The sequence below is a fragment of the Paraburkholderia saeva genome, from assembly GCF_907164555.1.
GTDB classification, from domain to species: Bacteria; Pseudomonadota; Gammaproteobacteria; order Burkholderiales; family Burkholderiaceae; genus Paraburkholderia; species Paraburkholderia saeva.
Genome location: NZ_CAJQZC010000004.1, coordinates 444652 through 467185, shown reverse-complemented (window position 1 = coordinate 467185; position 22534 = coordinate 444652). Strand labels below are relative to the sequence as shown.

Genomic DNA, 22534 nt, shown 5'->3' with positions numbered 1-22534 from the left:
AGGAACTGCATGCGGCATGCGCGAGGCCTTAAGCGTCTGCAGATCCTGCGTTGCGGACGGCGCTTGAACCGGACGTCGCATTTCGCGACAGGCGCGCACCCACCGCGCCGCCCAGGTACTACTTTTTACTGGACCGCCGGACCAGCCGGGCCGGCAGCCTGTATCTCCATTCCCAACACGGGCGCAGCGTAATGGATGCTACGCCAGAAATACGTGCGGCCGGCAAAGCCGGCCAGCGCGTCGATCAGATCGAACGAAGCTGCGTGCGTGCGATCAGCGCGGACGGAAACCGTACAGGTCGCCGTCGTGCGTCTGCACGACGAGTGTGTCGCCCGCGAGGACCGGAGCGGCAGTAATTGCGCTGCCATCGGTCTTCATGCGGGCAACGAACGAACCGTCGTCGCGCGACAGGAAATGAACGTAGCCCTCGAAATCGCCCACCACGGCTGCGTGACCCAGCAGGAACGGCACGCCGACGTCCCGGCTCTTCAGCTTGTCGTTGGTCCACAGCGGACGGCCGGTCGCGGAGTCGAACGCCTGCATGACCGCCCAGTCGTCACCTGCGACGACGACGGCTTCATCTTCCGCGAGGCCGCTCGTGCTCGAGAATTTGTGCTCCCACACGGCGCGGCCCGAATTCGCGTCAAAACAGCCAATCTGCCCCTGGAACGTCACGGCACAGGTTTGCGCGCCAAGAAGCGCCGGAGCACCGGTCACGTCGTTGATACGCTCGACTTCCGTCACGCCCTTTGGATAGGACACCGGCGTCTGCCAGAACGCGTCGCCCGTCTGCAGGTTGATTGCGGCGAACGCGCCGCCCGGGAAACCGGCCAGCACGGCCTGATCGCCCGCGAATGTCATACCCGACGAGACACGCAGGTTGAGCGGCACCGCGCGGTTGCGGTAATTCCATTTCTGCTCGCCCGTCTGCGCATTGAAAGCCGTGATCTGGCCGTCCACCGTGCGAACGACCACGAGGCCGTTGCCGACCAGCGGCGGCGAGATGATTTCGCCGGGTGCCGTGCCCTTCCACAGCAGCTTGCCGTCCGGGCCGAGCACGAAGACGCCGCCCTTCAGCGCGCCGACTGCCGTCAGATTGCCGTCGCTGCCGACGCCTGCGGAGAGATCGTCGTCAACCTTCGTCCGCCAGATGTCCTTGCCGGTTTGCGCGTCGATCTTTGCGACCGAACCGTTCGCGCCCGCTGCATACACCGCATCGCCGACGGCGACCGGCGAGAACAGATAGCGGCCCGCCTTGCCGACGCTCGACTTCCACGTCTGCTGCACGTCGAGCACGGGCTTGAACTCGGTGAGCGGCGTCGGCACGCGGCGCTCGTCTTTCGTGGATGAGCAAGCCGCCAGCGTAAGGACGGTCATCGCACAGGCAACGGGCACAGCGTAACGTTTCAGCAGATTCATCGGTGGACGAAGCATTAATTGAGAATTTATCAAATGGAACCGTTGATCACGCGACGCGCCGGTCAGCCGCCGAGCGCATCCAGCTTGAACTGGATCAACTGACGCGTCGACGTGTCGTTCTTCGACAGCGTGTCGAGCGCGAGCTTGTAGGCTGCGCGTGCATCGTCGCGCTTGCCCTGGGCTGCGAGCAGATCGCCGCGACCGTCCGCCACGACGCCCTTGAATGCGTCGGACTGCGGTTCGGCCAGCAATGCGAGCCCTGCATCATAGGCCTTCTCGTCGAGCAGCAGCGAAGCGAGACGCAATTTCGCGATCTGCCTGAACTCGTCGTCCTTCGCGTGGTCAACGGCCCACTGCAACTGCGCCTTCGCTGCCGGCTCGTCGCCGGCGGTGTAGAGCGCTTTCGCTGCACCGAGCGCGGTCATCTGCGCATACGCGGTGCCGCTGAACTTGTCTTCCATGTCCGCCGTGACTCGGGTGATCTTCGCCTTGTCGCCCGAGGCGAACGACTGCTGGACCTGGTCGTACAGCACGGCCGCCTCCGCCGCCTGACGACGTTGCCAGAAATTCCAGCCGTTCCAGCCGGCTGCGGCGACGAGCACTGCCAGCACGATCCACGTGGTTGCATTACCCCACTGCGACCACCATGCCTTTACGCTTTCAATCGATTCTTGTTCGTCGTGGTAACTCATCGCGAGGCGATTCCTTCTTCCTTGATACCTTGTCTTTGTCGTACTTCACGCCGCGTTCGGCGCACCGCGCGATCAGTCGTCGCCGTCGTCGCCTTCATCGGCGGATGCAACCATCGCATTGATTAGAAATTCGGTCAAGTCTTCAGCCGGCACGTTCCGCTGTTCGCTTTTTACGCCTTCTGCGCCAGCATTGCGCAACGGTTTCACGCCGACTGTACCGTTCGCGATCTCGTCTTCACCAAGGATCACCGCGAACGCCGCGCCACTTGCATCGGCACGTTTCATCTGCGACTTGAAGCTGGCCGACTGGCCATCCGGGCTGCAATGCAGGATTACGTCGAGGCCCGTATCGCGCAGCCGCTCGCCGATGATGAACGCCTGCTCGCGCGCCGCGTCGCCCTGATGCACGAGGTACACATCGCAGCCTTCGTCTTCAGGTACGAGCTTCTCTTCCTTCAGCAGTTCGAGAATGCGCTCGATGCCCATCGCCCAGCCGCACGCAGCCGTCGGCTTGCCGCCCAGCTGTTCGATCAGCGGATCGTAACGACCGCCGGCCGCCACGGTGCCCTGTGCGCCGAGCTTGTCGGTCACCCATTCGAACACTGTCAGGTTGTAGTAATCGAGACCACGCACCAGACGCGGATTGATCCTGAACGGAATGTTGTTCGCTTTCAGGATGCGTTGCAGCCCTTCGAAATGCGCGAGGGATTCCTCGCCGAGAAAATCGATCAGCTTCGGTGCGTTCTGCGCGACTTCCTGCAATGCGGGGTTCTTCGTATCGAGCACGCGCAGCGGGTTCGTGTAGAGACGACGCTTCGCGTCTTCGTCGAGCACGTCCATGTGCTTTTCGAGGTACGCGATGAGTTCGACGCGGTGCGCGGCCCGTTCTTCAGCGAGACCCAGCGAGTTGATTTCGAGCTTGATGCCCATCAGTCCGAGATCGTCCCAGAGACGCTGGCACATCATGATGATTTCCGCGTCTGTATCCGGACCCGCGAAACCCAGTGCCTCCACGCCGACCTGATGGAACTGGCGATAACGCCCGCGCTGCGGACGCTCGTGACGGAACATCGGCCCGATGTACCACAGGCGCTTTGGACCGTCGTACAACATGTTGTGCTCGATCGACGCCCGCACGACCGCAGCCGTATTTTCCGGACGCATCGTCAGATTCTCGCCGTTCAACGCGTCGGTGAAGCTGTACATCTCTTTTTCGACGATGTCGGTGACTTCGCCGATACCGCGCGTGAACAGCTGCGTGTGCTCGATGATCGGCGTGCGGATATTCTGGTATCCATACGAACGCAGCATCGACTTCACGGTCGATTCAAAAAATTCCCACAGCCCGGCATCCTGCGGAAGGATGTCATTCATGCCCTTCACGCCGGACAGTTTCTCGAGCTTCTTCTTCTGTTCAGTCATCTGTGTTCTATCTGACGATCCTGGTTGAGCGAATCAGTTGGCGACTTCGGCACGGCCGTAAGTGCGCTCGACGTAGTCGCTCACGATTTGCTGGAATTCTTCCGCGATACGCTCGCCGCGCAGCGTCTTGACCTTTTCACCGTCGATGAACACCGGTGCCGCGGGGTTCTCGCCCGAACCCGGCAGGCTGATACCGATGTTCGCCTGCTTCGATTCTCCCGGCCCGTTCACGATGCAGCCCATCACGGCCACGTGCATCTTCTCGACGCCAGGATACGTATCGCGCCAGACCGGCATCTGCGTGCGCAAATACGTCTGGATCTGCGATGCGAGTTCCTGAAACAGTGTGCTGGTGGTTCGACCGCAGCCCGGACACGCGATCACCATCGGCGTGAACGAGCGCAGGCCCATCGTCTGCAGGATTTCCTGGCCGACGATGACTTCGCCCGTACGTGATCCGCCCGGCTCCGGCGTCAGCGAAATGCGGATCGTGTCGCCGATGCCCTGCTGCAGCAGCACCGACAATGCGGCCGTCGAAGCGACGATGCCCTTCGAACCCATGCCGGCTTCCGTCAGACCGAGGTGCAGCGCGAATTCGCAACGGCGTGCGAGCTCGCGATACACGGCGATCAGATCCTGCACGCCGCTGACCTTGCACGACAGAATGATCTTGTTGCGGGCGAGGCCGAGTTCGACCGCACGCTCCGCCGACCCAATCGCAGACTGGATCAGCGCTTCGTACATGACGCTTTGCGCTTCCCACGGCGTGGAACGCGCCGCGTTCTCGTCCATCATCTTCGCGAGCAGATCCTGGTCGAGACTGCCCCAGTTGACGCCGATACGCACCGGCTTGTCGTACTGGATCGCGGCTTCGATCATCTGCGCGAACTGCGTGTCGCGCTTCGCGCCGTGGCCCACGTTGCCCGGATTGATCCGGTACTTCGACAGCGATTCGGCGCAGGCCGGATAGTCGCGCAACAACAGATGGCCGTTGTAGTGGAAATCGCCAACGAGCGGAACCGTCACGCCCATCCGGTCGAGTTGCTCACGCACTGCCGGCACGGCTGCGGCCGCTTCCGGCGTGTTCACCGTGATACGCACGAGCTCGGAACCCGCCTGAGCAAGTTCCTTGATCTGGATGGCCGTGCCGATCGCGTCCGCGGTATCGGTATTGGTCATCGACTGCACGCGCACCGGCGCGTCGCCGCCGATCGTGACGATCTGGCCGCCCCAGCGCACGTCAACAGCATGCGACGAGCGGCGCGGCGCATGACCGCCAAACACCGGATCGGTTGAAACAATCTTGCTGCTGGAAGGGGATTGAGCTTCGGAGTGCATCGAAAGACCCATTTACACCACAGGCGTCACGCGCAAAACGCGCCGCCAGAATTGAAAAAGCGCCGCGGCGAACCTGCCGCGACGCGTACCGTGTTTCAAGGCAACGCGAAGCGCGCCACGTTCCCTTTGGATGACTCGTACTTGCTCGAATCGACCGCGAGGCCATCGAGCGAAATCGAATCAAGCCCTGCCTTGTTGCCGACCGTAACCTTGAACGGCGCCTCGCCGGCAATCTCCTTCGATTCGCCCGCGTGAACGAGGCCGGAGAATACTTCCTTGCCGTCCTTCTGCCGCACGCTGAACCAGCTGTCCTGTGTCACCTTGATACCGACCGTCGCCTGGCCTTCGGCCGTCTCGGCCACTTCCGCCGCGGACGCCTGCTGCGGCGCGCTTGCTGCCGGCGCAGCGACAGCCGGCTTCGCCGCCTGGGCTAACGCCGGCGCCGAAGCCGAAGCCGAAGCCGAAACGCCCGAAGACGCCGGCGCGGCAGTTGTCGCGAGCGGTGCCGGCATCGGCGTCGCCTGGGATGCGCTCCCGTCGGCTGCTGCCTGTGCGTCGGGTGCGGATGCCGCCTCCTCCCCTGCGACCGTTGCCGAAGCAGCGGCCTGATCCTGCGCGACCGCGCCCGATGCGCCAGTCGCACTACCCGTTGCGCTGTTCGCGCCGGCTTTCAGCCGTGCAAGCCACGCCGACGAGTCACCGCCATTCGTGTGCCACATCGCGAGCGCAATGACCCCGACGATCACCGCGGCCACGCCCCACAGCCACGAGCGCGATTTCGGCGCGCTGTTGCCAAGTGAAAGCGATACGCGGCCTCGCGGCAAATCGCGGCCCGACGAAGCAGGCATTGACAGATCCGGTTCCGGCACACCCCTCACGCGACGCAACGCCTGACTGAACGGTGCAGGGTCGGTGCCGAGCATTTTCGCGTAGCTGCGCACAACGCCAAGCGCGAATGTCGTGTCCGGCAGCTGGCTGACGTCGCCGCTCTCGAGCGCGCGCAGCTTCGCCGGCGACACTTTGAGGCGCGAGGACACGTCCTCGACCGACCAGCCCTTCGATTCCCGTAGCTGGGTCAGTCGCGCCCCGACTGCCGCAAGTGATTCCAGCGCGGGCTGCGCCACCGCCGGTGCTGCGGCCGGTGCTGAACGGCTTGCGTTCATCTCAGTTTCGTGCGGCTGCGGGTGCTGCGGCTCACTCATCCCAAATCCTTTCGCGTCGATTCTTTTTTCACTCTTACGATCCGTCCCTGCCTTTCAGGCATCAGTTCGGATTCGCAGACCGTTTATAACAAAATGTGCGGCGTTCTGCGCCGCTTCCGATCGATTTTGCAAACTTTCTTTTCAGTTCGCCCGACGTCCCGGAGTCGTGAGGACTCCGCCACACTCAAATCGCGCGAACCTCGATGATTTTCGCCGCCTTCCCGGTGCGTTCAGCAAGACGGGTGCGATCCTTGACCGCACCTGCCAGCTGACCGCAGGCAGCATCGATATCGTCGCCGCGAGTCTTGCGCACTGTCGTGACGACACCTGCGTCCATCAGCACCTGCGCAAACCGTTTGATCTGGTCCTGCTTCGAACGCAGAAGCCCCGACTCCGGAAACGGATTGAACGGAATCAGATTGAACTTGCATGGCACGTCCCGCGTGATGGCCAGCAGTTCCCGTGCATGCTTTTCGGTGTCGTTCACACCGTCGAGCATGCAATATTCAAATGTAATGAAATCTCGCGGAGCAACCTTCAGGTACCGCTGACAGGCTGCTATCAACTCACGCAACGGATACTTCTTGTTCAGTGGCACCAGCTCGTCGCGCAATGCGTCATTCGGCGCATGCAGCGAGACCGCGAGCGCCACAGGCAGATCCGCACCCAGGCGGTCCATCATCGGCACAACGCCCGACGTCGACAGCGTGACACGGCGACGCGACAGGCCATACGCGTTGTCGTCGAGCATCAGACGCATGGCCGGCACGACGGCATCGTAATTGAGCAACGGCTCACCCATCCCCATCATCACGACGTTCGTGACGACGCGCTCGCCCTTGCCTTCGCCGCCCACCGCACGCCCGCCGGCCGGACCGCGCGACGCGCGCAGCGCAAATTCGGCCATGCGCAACTGGCCAATGATTTCGCCGGTGGTGAGATTGCGGGAGAAACCCTGTTTGCCGGTGGAACAGAAACGGCAGTTGACCGCGCACCCCGCCTGCGACGACACGCAAAGCGTGCCGCGCGTTTCTTCGGGAATGTAGACTGTTTCAACCGCGTTGCCGTTGCCGACGTCGATCAGCCACTTGCGTGTGCCGTCGGTGGAAATATGATCGCTTGCAATGTCAGGCATCGAAATCTCTGCACGCCCCTTCAGCTTTTCGCGGAGGGATTTTGCGAGATCGGTCATGCCATCGAAGTCTGCAGCGTTGTACTGGTGAATCCAGCGCTGCAACTGCTTGGCGCGAAACGGCTTTTCGCCGAGGCTGTCGCAATATGCAACGAGCCCCTGTGCGTCGAGATCGAGAAGGTTGACGGTTGAACTACTCGCCATATCGAATCCTGCCATATCAGTGCGAACCTGCGTTCATGCAACAAGCCACATGAACGCCTGTACCGTTCGCGCCCGTTCCTGCTGCTTCTACCTTACTGCCTGGACAGCCGCTTACCCGGATTAACGCGAGTAAACGTTGACTGCCGGGAAGAAGAATGCGATTTCGACGGCGGCCGTTTCGGCTGCGTCCGAACCGTGGACTGCGTTCGCGTCGATGCTGTCCGCGAAATCAGCGCGAATTGTGCCCTTTTCGGCCTTCTTCGGGTCCGTCGCGCCCATCAGGTCACGATGCTTCAGGATGGCGTTTTCGCCTTCCAGAACCTGCACGACCACCGGACCCGAGATCATGAAGTCGACGAGGTCCTTGAAGAACGGACGTGCAGCGTGCACAGCGTAGAACTTCTCAGCGTCAGCGCGCGACAGGTGAACCATGCGCGAAGCGATGATCTTGAGGCCAGCGTTTTCGAAACGGCTGTAGATCTGACCGATCACGTTCTTTGCCACTGCGTCCGGCTTGATAATCGACAGGGTGCGTTCGAGCGCCATAAAAACTCCAGAAAATTAAGAGGTTACAGATTCAAATGAATCCGCTATTGTAGCATGTTCCGTTGTATGATTGCGATTGAACCCTTACAGCACTGTAAGACTCTAACAAAGTGTCCGGCATCCCACCATCCGCCGTCCGGCCAGGTATTGAAACTTGCCGGTCTCGGGGTAATCTTGGGGTTGTACGGACCAGCGGCGGGCGGCATCACGGCCAGCCGGGCTGTACAACCACTGCGCAACACTGCGTCTGACGCAAGGAGAAACCATGAATTCGCCCTACAATTTCGGCCGCACCGGTACGATCAGCACGGTCGAAACCCGCAACCGCGTACTCAGGAACACCTACTGGCTGCTCGCGCTGTCGATGATTCCGACAGTCCTCGGCGCGTGGGTGGGTGTTGCGACCGGTTTTACGCTGTTTGCCGCCACCAGCCCGGCCATGAGCCTGCTGGCGTTCTTCGCCATTGCGTTCGGCTTCATGTTCGCGATCGAAAAGACCAAGAACAGCAGCGCCGGCGTCTTCGTGCTGCTTGGCTTCACGTTCTTCATGGGCCTGATGCTGTCGCGGCTCCTGAGCTTCATCCTCGGGTTCTCGAACGGTCCGTCGCTGATCATGCTGGCGTTTGGTGGCACCGGTGTGATCTTCGCCGCGATGGCGACGGTCGCAACGGTCAGCAAGCGCGACTTTTCGGGTCTCGGCAAGTGGCTTTTTGTCGGCGTGATCGTGCTGCTGCTCGCGATGGTTGCAAACATGTTTCTGCAACTGCCTGCGCTGATGCTCACAGTCTCCGTGCTCGCGATCGTGATTTTCTCGGCTTACATGTTGTTTGACGTTCAGCGCGTCGTGAACGGCGGCGAGACGAACTACATCTCGGCCACGCTCGCGATCTATCTGGACCTCTATAACGTGTTCACCAACCTGCTCGCGCTGCTTGGCATTTTCGGCGGCAACCGGAATTAAGCACGCCTGGACGCGCGGCCGTCTGCGGCGGATTGACTCCACCTTCCGTCCGCTGCAATCAGATCGGGCTGGAACAATGACGTAGCGCTGGGCGCCCGATAAAAAAACGCCCATGACATCCGTCATGGGCGTTTTTGTTTCTGCGTGCCCTGTTCACCGACCGCGGCACCCCGCACAAAGCTCAAAGACTCAGCCAGTCGAACCCGTCATCCTGCGAAGCAATGATCACGTCCGTTGTGGCCGCGCCGAGCACCGCCGCCATCGCGGCCCGGGCCAGCTCCGGCGAATTGTTCTGCTGACTCAGATGTGCAGCGACGAGGTGACGCAATTTCGTCCGGTCGAGGGAAGCGAGGATTTCGGCTGCGGCATCATTGTTGAGATGCCCATGATTGCCCCCGATGCGCGCTTTCAGCGACTGCGGATAGCGGCTCGTCGCCAGCATCTGCGCGTCGTGATTGCACTCCAGCACAAGCGCATCGCAGCCACTCAGCACGGCGCTAATGTGTGGCGTCGAAGTACCGACATCGGTCAATACGCCGAGCCGGCTCGCGCCATCGGAGAAAACGAACTGCAGCGGTTCACGCGCGTCGTGGGGCACCGTATACGGCAATGCACTGAGATCGCCGATTGCGACGGCTTCGTCACCCCACAGCACGTAAAGGTCGACGTCAGCTTCATCGGCGCCAACCGCGCGGGCCGTGCCCCAACTCATGTACAGCGGAATCGATCCCTTGCGGGCCAGCGTCAGCGCGCTGCCGATGTGATCGCCGTGTTCGTGTGTGATCAGGATCGCATCGAGACTGTCGATGCCGAAGCCGAGGCGTGCGAGGCGCCGTTCGACTTCCTTCGCCGAAAAACCGCAGTCGAGCAGGACACGCGTGGTCGTCGTTCCGCATTGGGCTTCGACGAGCAGCGCGTTGCCGTCGCTGCCGCTTCCCAGGCTGGCGAACCTCACGGTTCGCCTAGTTCAGCTGTGCATGCAGCAGCGACACAATGCGCTGCGCGTCCGACGACGTATCCACCTGGCCGTTCGCATCGAGCACCGCAACCTGCGTCAACGCTTCACCCTTCGAGCGCACGTTCACGAGGAATTCCTGACCCGGCTTCTTCGTGCTGGTGCCGCTATAGAACAGCTTGCCGAAGAATCCTTCCTTCTTCAGTTCCTGCATCGAGTCAGCGTAACGGACGTAGTAAATGCCCTTCTCGCGGTCACGATTGTCGACGGTGAAATTCGTGCGGTCGAGTGCGAGACCCACGCGTAGCCACGCGCGGTCGAACGATTCCGGCAGGTCAAGCGTCGCGCCGCCCGCAGCCGTCTCGACCTTCACCGGCGCCGTCGACGGACGCGCGTCCGTCAGCAGCTGCTTCGCCTGTGCATCGGTCAGCCCGAACTTCTCCATCAGCTTCGCGAGGAACAGCGCCTCGAGCGCCGGGTTGCGCGGACGCTCCTCCCAGCGCGACGACGTCTTGTCCTGACCCGTCAGCATTTCTTCCATCTGGCTGTGCGTGATCGAGATGTCCGTCGTGTCGGCGCCGCCGCGTGAAACCAGCGTGCGGAAACGGTCACGCGTGCCCGACGAATACGCGAAATCGACAACCTTGCCGATCGTGCGGCGGAACCAGTCGTCCGGAATGTTCGCGCGGTTTTCGGCCCAGTCGGTCGACATGATACCGGTGGCGGGCGCGTCAGTTGTCAACGAGAAGCCGTTCTCCTGCCAGAACTCCTGCAGTTGCGGCCAGAGCTGGTCGGGCGAGCGGCCGTCGACCACGAGCCAGCGGCGATCGCCGTCACGCTCGATGTGCATGCCGAGCGGATCCTGCGCGTTCGGCACCCCTTCCGTCCGGTTGCCCGCCGACGTCACAGCGCGCGTCGGCGCACCACCCAGCGCGGCGTCGACCGGTGGCGCTACGTAGCGCTGGTCGACCTGAGCGGTCGACAGGTCGCTCGGTACGGCGAGCGGCGGCGCGCTGCCTGCGACCTTGTAGTTCACCTTGTCGGACGAAAACCAGTCGTTCAGCGTGTCGCAGCCGGCGAGCGTACCGAGGGCAAGCGCCAGCGCCGCCATGCGGGTTGCGTGGAGGGAAAGTGCAGAACGTTTCATGAAGTCCTTCGTGATGCTGGAACGCGTTGCCTGGTTCAGTGCCGGGAACGTGGGCGATTTGACGTCGGTTAATGGAATGGCCGGTGACGCTGGACGGATTTCAGCCCAAGAGACCTGACTCGCGCAGCGCGGCACGCACGACATCGTGGTAGCGCGCGTCGAGCGGCGTCAGCGGCAGACGGATGCCGCCCTGAACGCGGCCGAGTTGCTGCAAGGCCCACTTCGCCGGAATCGGGTTCGATTCGATGAAGAGGTTCTTGTGCAGCGAAAGCAGTTTCAGATGGATTTCACGCGCGGTTTTCGCGTCGGCGGCGAGCGCGGCGCGGCAGAGTTCAGCCATCAGACGCGGCGCGACGTTGGCCGTCACCGAAATATTGCCGTGGCCGCCGAGCAGCATCAATGCAATCGCGGTCGGATCGTCGCCGCTGTAAATGCCGAAATGCGCCGGCGCTGCCTTGATCAGGTGCGCCGCGCGATCGATGTTGCCAGTCGCTTCCTTCACACCCACGATGCCCGGCACTTCAGCGAGACGCAGGATCGTCTCGTTCGACATGTCCGCCACCGTGCGACCCGGCACGTTGTAGAGGATCACCGGCAAATCGACGGTTTCCGCGATCTTCGAGAAGTGGCGGTAGATCCCTTCCTGCGTAGGCTTGTTGTAATACGGCACGACCTGCAGCGTGGCATCCGCGCCGACCTTCTTCGCCTGCTCGGTCAGCTCGATCGCTTCGGTGGTCGAATTGCCGCCCGAGCCCGCAATCACGGGAATGCGTCCGGCGACGTGCTCGACCGCGGTCTTGACCATCAGCACGTGCTCTTCGACCGACAGCGTGGCCGACTCGCCGCTCGTACCGACGACGACGAGGCCGTTCGTGCCCTCATCGATATGCCAGTCGATCAGTTTGCGAAACGCGGGCAGATCGAGGCTGCCGTCCTCGAGCATCGGGGTGATGATTGCGGGAATGCTACCGCGAATCTGAATGCCGTCTTGATTGCCGTTAGTCATGAAACGCCATGAATTAGATCAGTAAACCGCGATTGTAGCGGATTAGCCAGCCAGATCGTAACGCGGCGGGGGTGAAGCCTCTCCCCCGTCGACGGACCGATCCGCCTCCAGAATCGCGCAGATCCGCTGGACGTAAGCCGGACGCGGCTGCGCGAGAAAACCATCCTGATACGCGACGACTCGCAGACGGCCGCGAACAGCATCGAGCAACTCGCCCGGCGCAAGCAGAAACGCCGGCCGCGAAGGCTTGCCGACCGTCTCATTGCCCTGCGCGAACGTCTCGTAAATCAGCACCCCGGACGGCGCGAGCGCATCCAGAAGCCGGGGAAAAAGCGGCCGATGCAGATAGTTTGTGACGACAACCGCCGCGAACGTCGATCCGGCCGGAAGTGGCCACGGCCCATCTTCGATGTCGGCCGCGAGCGTGCTGACCTGCGGCACGCCCTGCAACATCGCGAGCGCGTCCGTGTCGCGGTCGAGTGCGGTGACCGGATGACCCTGCGCGGCAAACCAGCGCGCGTGCCGCCCGGCGCCGGACGCGACGTCAAGCACCGCACCGCCGGGCGTCACGAGATGCGTCCAGCGACGCACCCAGCGCGACGGTTCAGACAGCATCGCGTGCTGTGAAGGCGCCGGGGAACCGTGATCACCCATATGCACTATCACTATCGACTATCAGTTGTACGACAGACCCATCGCCTCGCGCACATCGCGCATGGTCTCGGTCGCGAAACGACGCGCCTTGTCACAGCCATCCGCGACGATGGCGCGCAGCAGCGACGGATCGTCCATGTACTTCTGCGCGCGCTCGAGCATCGGCTGCTGTTCGCGCAGGATGCCTTCGATCACCGGCTGCTTGCATTCGAGACAGCCGATGCCCGCCGAGCGACAGCCCTTTTGCACCCATTCGTGCGTCGTTTCGTCGGTGTAGACCTGATGCAGTTGCCATACCGGGCACTTGTCCGGATCGCCCGGATCGGTGCGACGCACGCGGGCCGGGTCGGTCGGCATCGTGCGGACTTTCTTCGTGATCGTCTCGGCGTCTTCACGCAAGCCGATCGTATTCCCGTACGACTTCGACATCTTCTGTCCATCGAGACCCGGCATGCGCGACGCTTCGGTCAGCATGGCCTGCGGCTCGACCAGGATGATCTTGCGCGAACCCTCGAGGTAACCGAACAGACGCTCGCGATCGTTCATCGACAGGCTCTGCGATTCCTGCAACATCGCCCGCGCCTGTTCGAGCGCTTCGTCATCGCCTTCCTGCTGGTACGCGACGCGCAGTTCGTGATACAGCTTTGCGCGCTTGCCGCCGAGTTTCTTCGCGGCTTCGCTGGCCTTCTCTTCGAAGCCCGGTTCGCGACCATAGAGGTAGTTGAAGCGGCGCGCGATTTCGCGCGTCATTTCGACATGCGGCACCTGATCTTCGCCGACCGGCACGAGCGAGCCGCGATACAGCAGGATGTCGGCCGCCATCAGGACCGGATAGCCGAGGAAGCCGTATGTGGACAGATCCTTGTCCTTCAGCTTCTCCATCTGTTCCTTGTAGGTCGGCACGCGTTCGAGCCAGCCAAGCGGCGTGCTCATGCCGAGCAACAGCGCGAGTTCGGCGTGCTCGGGCACCTTGCTCTGGATGAACAGCGTGGCCTGCGCCGGATCGATGCCTGACGCGAGCCAGTCGATCAGCACTTCCCAGACATTCTTTTCGATGACCTCGGGCGTTTCGTAGTGCGTCGTGAGCGCGTGCCAGTCGACGACGCAAAAGAAGCACGGGTATTCGGACTGCAGCCGCACCCAGTTTTTCAGCACGCCGTGATAGTGGCCAAGGTGCAGCGACCCGGTGGGCCGCATGCCGGAGAAGATACGGTCTGGGAACATGATTATTTTAAAGAAGCGAAACGAGTGGAGTCAGGATAGCCGTCACAGCGTCGTAACCAAGATTGACGAGCGGTCGCAGCCAGAATTTCGTCAGGGTACCCGTCATCACGAGTGCCATCACAATAAAAAAACCATACGGCTCGATACGCGAGAGCGCAATCGACTGACGCGGCGGCAGCAGCGCGGTCAGGACGCGACCGCCATCGAGCGGCGGCAGCGGAAACAGGTTCAGCACGCCGAGCACGAGATTGATGCCGACGCCCGCGCCCGCCATGCGCGTAAAAAACGGTTCTTCGACATTCATGGCGGCAAGCCCAACGCCGATCACGCCCCACACGAGCGCCTGCACGAAGTTGCACATCGGACCCGCAAGCGCGACCCACAGGCTGCCCCAGCGCGGATTGCGCAGATTGCCGAACGCCACCGGCACAGGCTTCGCGTAGCCGAACATGAACGCACCGCTCGTCGCGAAATATAGCAATAGCGGAATCGCGATGGTGCCGAGCGGATCGATGTGGCGCATCGGATTGAAGGAAACGCGCCCAAGCACGTACGCCGTATTGTCACCGAGCAGGCGCGCAACGTAGCCATGCGCGGCCTCGTGCAGCGTGATGGCGAAAATCACCGGCAACGCGTACACGACAATGGTCTGTATCAGGGAAGAATCCATAACTCGCTATTGTATCAATGCGGAGAGCCGCGACCGGTGGCTTTCGCTACCGGTCAGGCGGGCTGTTCCAGGCCGAACGGCTGAAGGCTGCCGCGACCTGGACGGACGAGTACGGGTTCAGCGCCGGTGAGGTCGATCACCGTCGACGGTTCGCACGCACAGGCGCCGCCGTCGATCACAAGATCGATCTGCTTTTCGAGGCGCGCGCGGATTTCCTCGGGATCGTTTAGCGGCTCTGTTTCGCCCGGCATGATCAGCGTCGAACCGAGGAGCGGCTGACCGAGTTCTTCGAGAATCGCCAGCGTGATCGCGTGATCGGGCACACGCAGCCCGATCGTCTTGCGCGACGGATGCGACAGGCGGCGCGGCACTTCCTTTGTCGCCTGCAGCACGAAAACATACGGGCCCGGCGTCACCGACTTGATCAGACGGTATTGCCGGTTATCCACCATCGCGAAGTTGGCGAGCTCCGACAGGTCGCGCACCAGCAGCGACAGCAACTGCTTCTCATCCAGACCGCGAATGCGACGGATACGCTCGACGGCATCCTTGTCGTCAAGACGGCACGCGAGTGCGTAGCTCGAATCGGTCGGCAGCGCAACGACGCCGCCGTCGTTGATGATCTGCACGGCCTGCTTCACGAGACGCAGTTGCGGATTATCGGGATGAAGCCGAAAGAATTGAGACATGGTGATTGATCAGGAGGACTGGAAGTCGCGCTTTTTAGCCCGCGACGGCCTGCGCGCACCGCGCGACGCCACAACAGGGCGTCACAGCCAGCGTTCCCAGACGGGCGTGAGATCGGAAGGAAGCGGCGGCAGACTGCCGAGATCGACGCGGCCTTCCCCGGCCGCGTGAAAATCCGAACCGCGTGATGCTTCGAAACCGAAACGGCGCGCCACATCAGCGTATTCGCGATATTGATCCGGCGTGTGACTGCCGGTGACGACTTCAATCGCCTTGCCGCCAAGATCGATGAACTCGCCGAAAAACGCGTCGAATTCGACCGGGGTGTACGCGTACCGCCCCGGATGGGCGACCACTGCCTCGCCGCCGGCAGTCTTGATCCACTGCACGGCGTCGGACAGTTTCGACCAGCGATGTGACACGTAACCCGGCTTGCCGTCGCCCAGATAGCGCGTGAATACGTCCTGTGTGGATTCGGCGTAGCCGCTTTCCACCATGTATCGCGCGAAATGGGTGCGCGAGATCATGTCGGGATTCGATACATAGCGAAGCGCGCCCGCGTAGGCATCAGGGATGCCCAGCGTGGCGAGCTGTTCACCGATGGCTTCGGCGCGCGCCGCGCGGCCGTTGCGCGTGCGCGCAAGGCCTTCGACGAGCGTCCGGTTGTCCGGATCGACATTCAGTCCGACGATATGGACGGTGCGCGACGCCCATGTGACCGATATCTCGACGCCGCTCAGGTAACGCATGCCCAGCGCCGTGGCCGCCGCGCGCGCTTCCGCCTGCCCGCCCACCTCGTCGTGGTCGGTGAGCGCCCATAGCGTCACACCGCCCGCGTGCGCGCGGCGCGCGACCTCGGCCGGCGCAAACTGGCCGTCGGAAACCGTGGAATGGCAGTGCAGATCGGCGTTCATCGTTGCCTTGTAAAGATTCAGCAACCATTTTACTGCAATGCAGTAGTTCGTCGCACCAATCCTCCGGCGGACGACATTATGCGCAAAAATTTATGCGCAAAATCCCTCAATCAGAGCGGCGACCTGCTCCGGCTGGTCGTGATGGATCATGTGGCCGGCATCGTCGATGATCTTCTCGCGCCAGTCGGGGAACGCCTGGAAACGCGACTTGAACACGTCTAGCGGCGTTTCGCCGGCAATGGCCGCCAGCGTCGGCGAGCCCGCCGCTTCGACGTGCAGCACCTTCGCCCGCACGTTGCGCCAGACGGCCATCACTTCATCGAGGCGATACTGCAGCGGGCCGCGCATCTTGTGCGCCGGGTCGGCGAGCAGCGTGAAACGGCCGTCCTCGCCCTGTTTCGACCAATGCCGCGCGAGAAAACTCGCCCGTTGGGGTTCAAGTCGCGCGTTCGTGCGGATCAGGCGCGCAGCGACTTCGTCAAGCGAGGCGTAGCTTTTCAGCGTCGGCGGCTCTTTCAGTTCATCGAGCCACGATTTCAGGCGGCGCGGCCATTGCTCCGGGCGCGCCGCCGCGAGGCCGAAACCCTCGAGGTCCACCACGCGGCGCACGCGCTCCGGCCGGGCGCCGGCATACAGGCAGACGACGTTCGCGCCCATGCTGTGCCCAACCAGGTTGACCTCGCCGATCGGGGCGTAATGGTCCAGCAGTGCGTCGAGGTCCGACACGTACTCCTGAAACCAGTAGTTTCCGCCGCCGTGCGCGGCCACTGGCCAGTCCGACAGGCCGAAGCCGCGCGCGTCGGGTGCAATCACCTGCCATTCGCCGCCCAGCGCGTCGACGACGAACTGGAACGACGCCGCAACGTCCATCCAGCCATGCAGCATGAAAAGCGCAGGCGCATCCGGGTTGCCCCAACGCCGCACGTGGAGGCGCACGCCGCGCACCGGGACGAATTCCGACCGGGAGGTATTCATGGACGATTTCCAAAAACGAATGATCGTTCGATTATAACGAGATAGTGGGCGGATGCGGCGGCCGCGCGGTGCATCAGCGCGACCGCAAATGTCGGCGCTGACGATCGCGTCGGCAGGTCGGAATGACTCTCTTCATTTTCACACGCAGATATATTCGAGCACTGACCGTGTAGTCATATGCACTACAAGGCCGCCTTCGCACGCCCGGCTGCAATCCGTGTCATCAGAATCGATACGGTCGATTCGGCACCGCGCAGACGCGAGTTTTCCCGTCCGGCTATTCATCGGCAGGAGCGGCCTGCCCTGCTTCCAGTCCCGCCAGCGCCGCAAGCTCAGCCTCATCGAAACCGGCATCGCGCCTCGCTTCGAAGTTGAACGGGCCGCGCAAGCGGGGCGCGTGATATTGCGCAGCAAGACGGGCGTAGGTTTCGTGCGGATCAAGCACCGCCTGATCGCACAAGTATCGGAACCAGTGGTTGCCAATCAGCACGTGGCCAATTTCGTCGCGCAGGATTACGTCGAGAATGGCCGCCGATTCATGGTCGCCCGCCTGCTGCAGACGCGCGCGAATCGGCGGCGACGCGTCCAGCCCGCGCGCCTCGAGCGTGCGCGGCACCAGCGCCATGCGGGCGAGGACATCGCCGCGGGTTCGTTCGCACATGTCCCACAGGCCGTCGTGCGCGGGAAAATCGCCGTAGGCATGGCCAAAGTCCGCCAGTCGCGCGGTCAGCAGCGAGAAATGGTGCGCTTCTTCCGAGGCTACTTTCAACCAGTCGAGATAAAACGCAGACGGCATCCCGGCAAAGCGCCAGACCGCATCGAGCGCCAGATTGATCGCGTTGAACTCGATATGCGCGAGCGCGTGCAGTAATACAGCGCGCCCTTGCGGCGACTGCATGCTGCGCCGTCCCAGCCCACGCGGGTCTACCAGTTCGGGCCGCTCCGGACGGCCGGGCAGGCCGGCCGGCTCGTCTAACGACCGCCCGGGCTCGCACTTGACAAGGCCTTCGCCTGCGCGCGCGAAAAGATCCCGCGTCGCCGCGGCTTTCGTGACCGGATCGCGCTCACGCAGGACGGCGAGTGCCTCGCTGCGCATGCAGCCGTCGAGCGACAACGATAGGGCCGGGGATGTGGAAGAAACAGCTCGATTCATGGGCAACGCAAGATAAAACGCGAAAAAACACATGACCCGCACGACGGCGCGAGCGACTCCGACGCAGGCGATTCATCTGACGGAAACAGGATGCGGCGAGGCGCGCGTAGTGCGCAACCGTTTACAATAGCCGATTCGACCATGAAGCGCGCCCGCCGCGCTGCCGTCGCACTCGATATCCGGGCGCGACGCCCGACGCAGAGGAGACACTGTGGCAATCTACAAACTTGGCGATGCGGCACCGAGCATCCACGAAAGCGTGTTTGTCGCCGATACGGCGACCATCATCGGCAAGGTCGCCATCGACGAAAACGCGAGCGTCTGGTTCGGCGTCACGATCCGCGGCGACAACGACGAGATTTCGATCGGCGCGGGCAGCAATATTCAGGAAAACGCGGTGCTGCACACCGACCCCGGTTTCCCGATGACGATCGAAAACGACGTCACAATTGGCCATCAGGTGATGCTGCACGGCTGCACGATCAAGGAAGGCGCGCTGATCGGAATTCAGGCGGTGGTCTTGAATGGAGCGGTCATCGGCCGCAACTGTCTGGTTGGCGCCGGTGCCGTCGTGACCGAGGGCAAGGTATTTCCCGACAATTCGCTGATTCTGGGCGCCCCCGCGAAAGTCGTGCGCGAGCTGACAGAAGCGGACATCGCGAACCTGCGGCGCGCTGCGGCAAGCTATGTGGAACGCAGGGATTATTTCAAGGCGCAGCTCGTGCGCGTCGGCTAAGAGCCGGCATGCGCGACGCGCAAGGCGCACTGACAGAAAGGCGCCATTCGACCGAGGAAAAGTTGTGAACGACCAGTTGCAAAAATTCATGTTCAACGCGGCACCGGTTCGCGGCGAGATCGTCTCGCTGCGAAACACGTGGCAGGAAGTATTGACGCGTCGCGATTACCCGGCACCCGTGCGCAACGTGCTCGGCGAAATGATGGCGGCGTGCGCGCTGCTGTCGGCGAACCTGAAATTCGACGGCACGCTCGTCATGCAGATTTTCGGCGACGGACCCGTCAAGATGCTGGTCGTGCAATGCAGCTCGGATCTGTCGATGCGCGCCACGGCCAAGTTTTCCGGCGATGTCGCCAGCACGATCGGCGACGACACCTCGCTCACCGACCTGCTGAACGCCAACGGCAACGGCCGCTGCGTGATCACGCTCGACCCGCGCGAAAAGCAGCCCGGCCAGCAGCCGTATCAAAGTATCGTGCCGCTCAACAGCGCGGACGGCCCGCTGCAAACGATGGCCGACGTGCTCGAACATTACATGCATCACTCCGAGCAGCTGGATACGCGTCTGTGGCTCGCGGCGGATTCGGAGCGTGCTGTCGGTCTGCTGCTGCAGAAACTGCCGGGTGATGGGGGCATCGTGCCGCATCCGGGTGAGCTCGACGCGGATACGTGGGAGCGCGTTTGCACGCTCGGCGGCACGCTGTCGAACGACGAACTGCTGAAGGAAGAACCGGAAACGGTGTTTCGCCGCCTGTTCTGGCAGGAAAACGTCCAGCACTTCGCACCGACGCCAGCGCGCTTCGAATGCAGCTGCTCACGCGGCAAGGTCGGCGCGATGCTGAAGATGCTCGGTCGCGAAGAAGTCGACAGCGTGATCGAGGAACGCGGACACGTCGAAATTCACTGCGAATTCTGCAACCAGCGTTACGAATTCGACCCGGTCGACGTGGCGCAACTTTTCCTCGTGAGCGGGCTCTCAGAAGGAGTGACACCGGCGGCAGGTCAACGACACTGAACGGTGCGTTCCAGGTTGCCTGATGTGGCGCGTTGCCCGCTGTCCAGAAAGAGCCTGACATGAAGACCTCACTGCTTCGTTCGTTGCCGGTTCTCGTGACGCTGTCTGCCGCCGCGGGCAGTGTTGCGCTGACGGGCTGCGTCATGGACCCGCCCGGGCCCTCGCCAATCTATAGCCGCCTGCCGGCCGACCAGTCTGGCATTCCGGCGAAAGCCCAGCCGTTGACGCCCGAAGAACGCGCACGTTACGACGCGATCGACCGGCAGGTGCTCGCGGACCAGAACCAGGCGATGGCAGCGGAAGCGGCGGCTCAGGCGTGGTCGCGGTATTACACGCCGCCCGTCAGCGTCTACGGAAGCTATTACGGTGGTGGCTGGGGATCAGGTTGGGGTGTCGGTTTGGGCACAGGCTGGGGCTGGTGAAATTTGCCCGGCTGGTGCGCGTTGCGCCCGCACGTGCCAGGTCGAAAAAAAAGCCGCCCGATGGGCGGCTTTCTCATGTTCGAAGCCAGGGCGCTGAAGAGCGCCCTAGCCCGCACCTTTCTGCTTCTGCTCCGGCTTTGCATCCGACTTTGAGTCTTTCTTCGCGCCGTGCTTTTTGTCGGGCTTCGCGCGCGACTCCGGATTCGGCACCACGTGCAACGGTGCGGCTGACACCTCACCGCGCGTCGACGTCGTAACCGATGACGTGTTCGACGTCGGCAACGGCGCATTCGGCAACACGAACTGCACGAACACTTCGCCGTCCTTCACCATGCCCATTTCGTAACGCGCGCGTTCTTCAACGGCGGCGGTGCCGTTCTGCAGATCGTGCACTTCGCCATCGATACGCTCGTTGCGCAATTTCGCGTCGGCGTTCTTCTTTTGCTGAAGCGCGAGCTGCTGCTGCAGTTCGTGTACGCGTAGCCAGCCACCATGCCCCCACCAGAGCGGGTACTGGATCAACGCCAGCAGGACGATCAAAACGACAGTGACAAGCCGCATGAAGAGAGCACAAATAATACGCGCCGCCCTGCGCTATACGCAGGGCGGCGGGTCGATCCAGAAACGAAGTGTGACCGGTTCAAAGGTCGAATTCGCGCTCAGTGCACAATCGTCGCGCGGTTAGCGCAGATTGTAGAACGCCGACTTGCCCGGATAGCTGGCGATATCGCCGAGATCTTCCTCGATACGCAGCAGCTGGTTGTACTTCGAGATACGGTCAGAACGCGACAGCGAACCCGTCTTGATCTGGCCGGCGTTCAGGCCAACCGCGATATCGGCGATCGTCGAATCTTCCGTTTCGCCCGAGCGGTGCGAAATCACAGCGGTGTAGCCCGCGCGCTTCGCCATTTCGATAGCGGCGAACGTTTCCGTCAGCGTACCGATCTGGTTGATCTTGATCAGGATCGAGTTTGCGATGCCCTTCTCGATGCCTTCCTTCAGGATGCGCGTGTTCGTCACGAACAGATCGTCGCCGACCAGCTGGATTTTCTTGCCGAGCTTTTCCGTCAGGATCTTCCAGCCTTCCCAGTCGCTCTCATGCATGCCGTCTTCGATCGAGACGATCGGGAACTTGTCGGCGAGCGTGGCGAGGTAGTCTGCGAATTCCGTCGACGACAGTTGCAGCCCTTCGCCCGCGAGCTGGTACTTGCCGTCGTGGTAGAACTCGCTCGCTGCGCAGTCGAGCGCAAGCAGCACGTCTTCGCCCGCGCGATAGCCGGCTTTCTCGATGGCTTGCAGGATCGTCGACAGGCATTCGTCGTTGCTGCCGAAGTTCGGTGCGAAGCCGCCTTCGTCGCCCACAGCCGTGCTCATACCACGGTCGCTCAGGATCTTCTTGAGTGCGTGGAACACTTCGGCGCCGCAACGCAGGGCTTCACGGAACGTCGGCTGGCTCACCGGCACGATCATGAATTCCTGGATGTCGAGGCTGTTGTTGGCGTGCGCGCCGCCGTTGACGATGTTCATCATCGGCACCGGCAGTTGCATCGCGCCCGAGCCGCCGAAGTAGCGATAGAGCGGCAGGCCGGCCTCTTCAGCCGCGGCCTTCGCGACGGCCATCGAAACAGCCAGCATCGCGTTCGCGCCGAGACGCGATTTGTTATCCGTACCGTCGAGTTCGAGCAGCGTCTTGTCGAGGAACGCCTGTTCCGACGCGTCGAGACCCATGATCGCTTCGGAGATTTCGGTGTTGATGTGCTCGACTGCCTTCAGCACGCCCTTGCCGCCGTAGCGGCCCGTTTCGCCGTCGCGCAGCTCGATGGCTTCGCGCGAACCCGTCGATGCGCCCGACGGCACAGCCGCCCGGCCCATCGTGCCCGATTCGAGCAACACGTCGCATTCGACGGTGGGGTTGCCTCGCGAATCGAGAATCTCGCGACCGATGATATCTACGATAGCACTCATGGTTTCCTCAAGAAATGACGTTGGATTCTTACGGTGAAACTGCATCCGTTGCGCGGCGAAGCCGCTTGCGCCAGGACGCTTTCGACGACCGTCAC

At 62.4% G+C, this 22534-nt stretch carries 23 protein-coding genes; 4 read left to right on the top strand and 19 right to left on the bottom strand.

Annotated features, from left to right (window positions below; translation table 11 throughout):
• Positions 1-273: 273 nt before the first annotated feature.
• From bamB to ndk, 7 genes are all read right to left on the bottom strand, one after another.
• A complete protein-coding gene (bamB, locus tag LPA36_RS13600) occupies positions 274-1419 on the bottom strand; it encodes an outer membrane protein assembly factor BamB (protein WP_228877250.1) in 1146 nt (381 codons plus the stop codon).
• A 62-nt stretch (positions 1420-1481) separates the two neighbouring features.
• Entirely contained in the window at positions 1482-2111 is a 630-nt protein-coding gene (locus LPA36_RS13595; protein ID WP_228877248.1) for a YfgM family protein, read from the bottom strand.
• A 72-nt stretch (positions 2112-2183) separates the two neighbouring features.
• Positions 2184-3533, bottom strand: a complete 1350-nt coding sequence (hisS, locus tag LPA36_RS13590; RefSeq protein WP_228877247.1) for a histidine--tRNA ligase — start codon at positions 3531-3533, stop codon at positions 2184-2186.
• A 33-nt stretch (positions 3534-3566) separates the two neighbouring features.
• On the bottom strand, positions 3567-4883 hold the full coding sequence (gene ispG, locus LPA36_RS13585; protein WP_228877246.1) for a flavodoxin-dependent (E)-4-hydroxy-3-methylbut-2-enyl-diphosphate synthase: 1317 nt from the start codon (positions 4881-4883) through the stop codon (positions 3567-3569).
• Positions 4884-4966: 83 nt separating this feature from the next.
• Complete coding sequence (locus LPA36_RS13580) at positions 4967-6073, bottom strand: helix-turn-helix domain-containing protein (RefSeq protein ID WP_228877245.1); 1107 nt, start codon at positions 6071-6073, stop codon at positions 4967-4969.
• A gap of 184 nt (positions 6074-6257) precedes the next feature.
• A complete protein-coding gene (gene rlmN, locus LPA36_RS13575) occupies positions 6258-7409 on the bottom strand; it encodes a 23S rRNA (adenine(2503)-C(2))-methyltransferase RlmN (protein WP_228877244.1) in 1152 nt (383 codons plus the stop codon).
• Between the two features lie 120 nt (positions 7410-7529).
• Positions 7530-7955, bottom strand: coding sequence for a nucleoside-diphosphate kinase (gene ndk, locus LPA36_RS13570; protein ID WP_228877242.1), 426 nt, complete (start codon positions 7953-7955; stop codon positions 7530-7532).
• A gap of 265 nt (positions 7956-8220) precedes the next feature.
• Here ndk and LPA36_RS13565 point away from each other — a divergent pair, with 265 nt between their 5' ends.
• Positions 8221-8916 carry a Bax inhibitor-1/YccA family protein gene (locus tag LPA36_RS13565; protein ID WP_228877241.1) on the top strand — a complete coding sequence of 232 codons (696 nt, stop codon included), beginning with the start codon at positions 8221-8223 and terminating at the stop codon, positions 8914-8916.
• A 181-nt stretch (positions 8917-9097) separates the two neighbouring features.
• Here the strand turns inward: LPA36_RS13565 and LPA36_RS13560 are convergent, their stop codons facing one another.
• The 10 genes from LPA36_RS13560 to LPA36_RS13515 all read right to left on the bottom strand — a co-directional run bounded on the left by LPA36_RS13560 (position 9098) and on the right by LPA36_RS13515 (position 18301).
• Entirely contained in the window at positions 9098-9871 is a 774-nt protein-coding gene (locus tag LPA36_RS13560; protein ID WP_228877239.1) for an MBL fold metallo-hydrolase, read from the bottom strand.
• Between the two features lie 7 nt (positions 9872-9878).
• On the bottom strand, positions 9879-11018 hold the full coding sequence (bamC, locus tag LPA36_RS13555) for an outer membrane protein assembly factor BamC (RefSeq protein ID WP_228877236.1): 1140 nt from the start codon (positions 11016-11018) through the stop codon (positions 9879-9881).
• Positions 11019-11118: 100 nt separating this feature from the next.
• Positions 11119-12024 carry a 4-hydroxy-tetrahydrodipicolinate synthase gene (gene dapA, locus LPA36_RS13550; protein WP_228877235.1) on the bottom strand — a complete coding sequence of 302 codons (906 nt, stop codon included), beginning with the start codon at positions 12022-12024 and terminating at the stop codon, positions 11119-11121.
• A 42-nt stretch (positions 12025-12066) separates the two neighbouring features.
• On the bottom strand, positions 12067-12678 hold the full coding sequence (locus LPA36_RS13545) for a class I SAM-dependent methyltransferase (RefSeq protein ID WP_228877232.1): 612 nt from the start codon (positions 12676-12678) through the stop codon (positions 12067-12069).
• 21 nt (positions 12679-12699) lie between these two features.
• Positions 12700-13902, bottom strand: coding sequence for a tryptophan--tRNA ligase (locus tag LPA36_RS13540; protein ID WP_228877230.1), 1203 nt, complete (start codon positions 13900-13902; stop codon positions 12700-12702).
• 7 nt (positions 13903-13909) lie between these two features.
• The gene (locus LPA36_RS13535) at positions 13910-14572 is read right to left on the bottom strand and encodes a site-2 protease family protein (protein ID WP_228877229.1); all 663 of its coding nucleotides are present in this window, start codon (positions 14570-14572) and stop codon (positions 13910-13912) included.
• 53 nt (positions 14573-14625) lie between these two features.
• A complete protein-coding gene (locus LPA36_RS13530) occupies positions 14626-15261 on the bottom strand; it encodes an L-threonylcarbamoyladenylate synthase (RefSeq protein WP_090530408.1) in 636 nt (211 codons plus the stop codon).
• Between the two features lie 81 nt (positions 15262-15342).
• Positions 15343-16173: a 3',5'-nucleoside bisphosphate phosphatase gene (locus LPA36_RS13525; RefSeq protein WP_228877227.1), complete on the bottom strand. Its 831-nt coding sequence runs from the start codon at positions 16171-16173 to the stop codon at positions 15343-15345.
• A 90-nt stretch (positions 16174-16263) separates the two neighbouring features.
• A complete protein-coding gene (locus LPA36_RS13520; RefSeq protein WP_228877224.1) occupies positions 16264-17148 on the bottom strand; it encodes an alpha/beta fold hydrolase in 885 nt (294 codons plus the stop codon).
• A gap of 277 nt (positions 17149-17425) precedes the next feature.
• Positions 17426-18301, bottom strand: coding sequence for a ferritin-like domain-containing protein (locus LPA36_RS13515; protein WP_228877223.1), 876 nt, complete (start codon positions 18299-18301; stop codon positions 17426-17428).
• A gap of 211 nt (positions 18302-18512) precedes the next feature.
• Between LPA36_RS13515 and LPA36_RS13510 the strand changes: the two genes are divergently transcribed.
• From LPA36_RS13510 to LPA36_RS13500, 3 genes are all read left to right on the top strand, one after another.
• Positions 18513-19037, top strand: coding sequence for a gamma carbonic anhydrase family protein (locus LPA36_RS13510; RefSeq protein WP_228877218.1), 525 nt, complete (start codon positions 18513-18515; stop codon positions 19035-19037).
• Between the two features lie 64 nt (positions 19038-19101).
• Positions 19102-20052 (top strand): Hsp33 family molecular chaperone HslO, encoded by a 951-nt coding sequence (hslO, locus tag LPA36_RS13505; protein ID WP_228877217.1) that lies wholly within the window; start codon positions 19102-19104, stop codon positions 20050-20052.
• Between the two features lie 59 nt (positions 20053-20111).
• Positions 20112-20474 carry a hypothetical protein gene (locus tag LPA36_RS13500; protein ID WP_228877216.1) on the top strand — a complete coding sequence of 121 codons (363 nt, stop codon included), beginning with the start codon at positions 20112-20114 and terminating at the stop codon, positions 20472-20474.
• Between the two features lie 105 nt (positions 20475-20579).
• Here the strand turns inward: LPA36_RS13500 and ftsB are convergent, their stop codons facing one another.
• Together ftsB and eno are read right to left on the bottom strand one after the other, a co-directional pair.
• Positions 20580-21035, bottom strand: a complete 456-nt coding sequence (gene ftsB, locus LPA36_RS13495) for a cell division protein FtsB (RefSeq protein WP_228877215.1) — start codon at positions 21033-21035, stop codon at positions 20580-20582.
• Between the two features lie 120 nt (positions 21036-21155).
• Positions 21156-22439 (bottom strand): phosphopyruvate hydratase, encoded by a 1284-nt coding sequence (eno, locus tag LPA36_RS13490; RefSeq protein WP_090530388.1) that lies wholly within the window; start codon positions 22437-22439, stop codon positions 21156-21158.
• Positions 22440-22534: the final 95 nt, after the last annotated feature.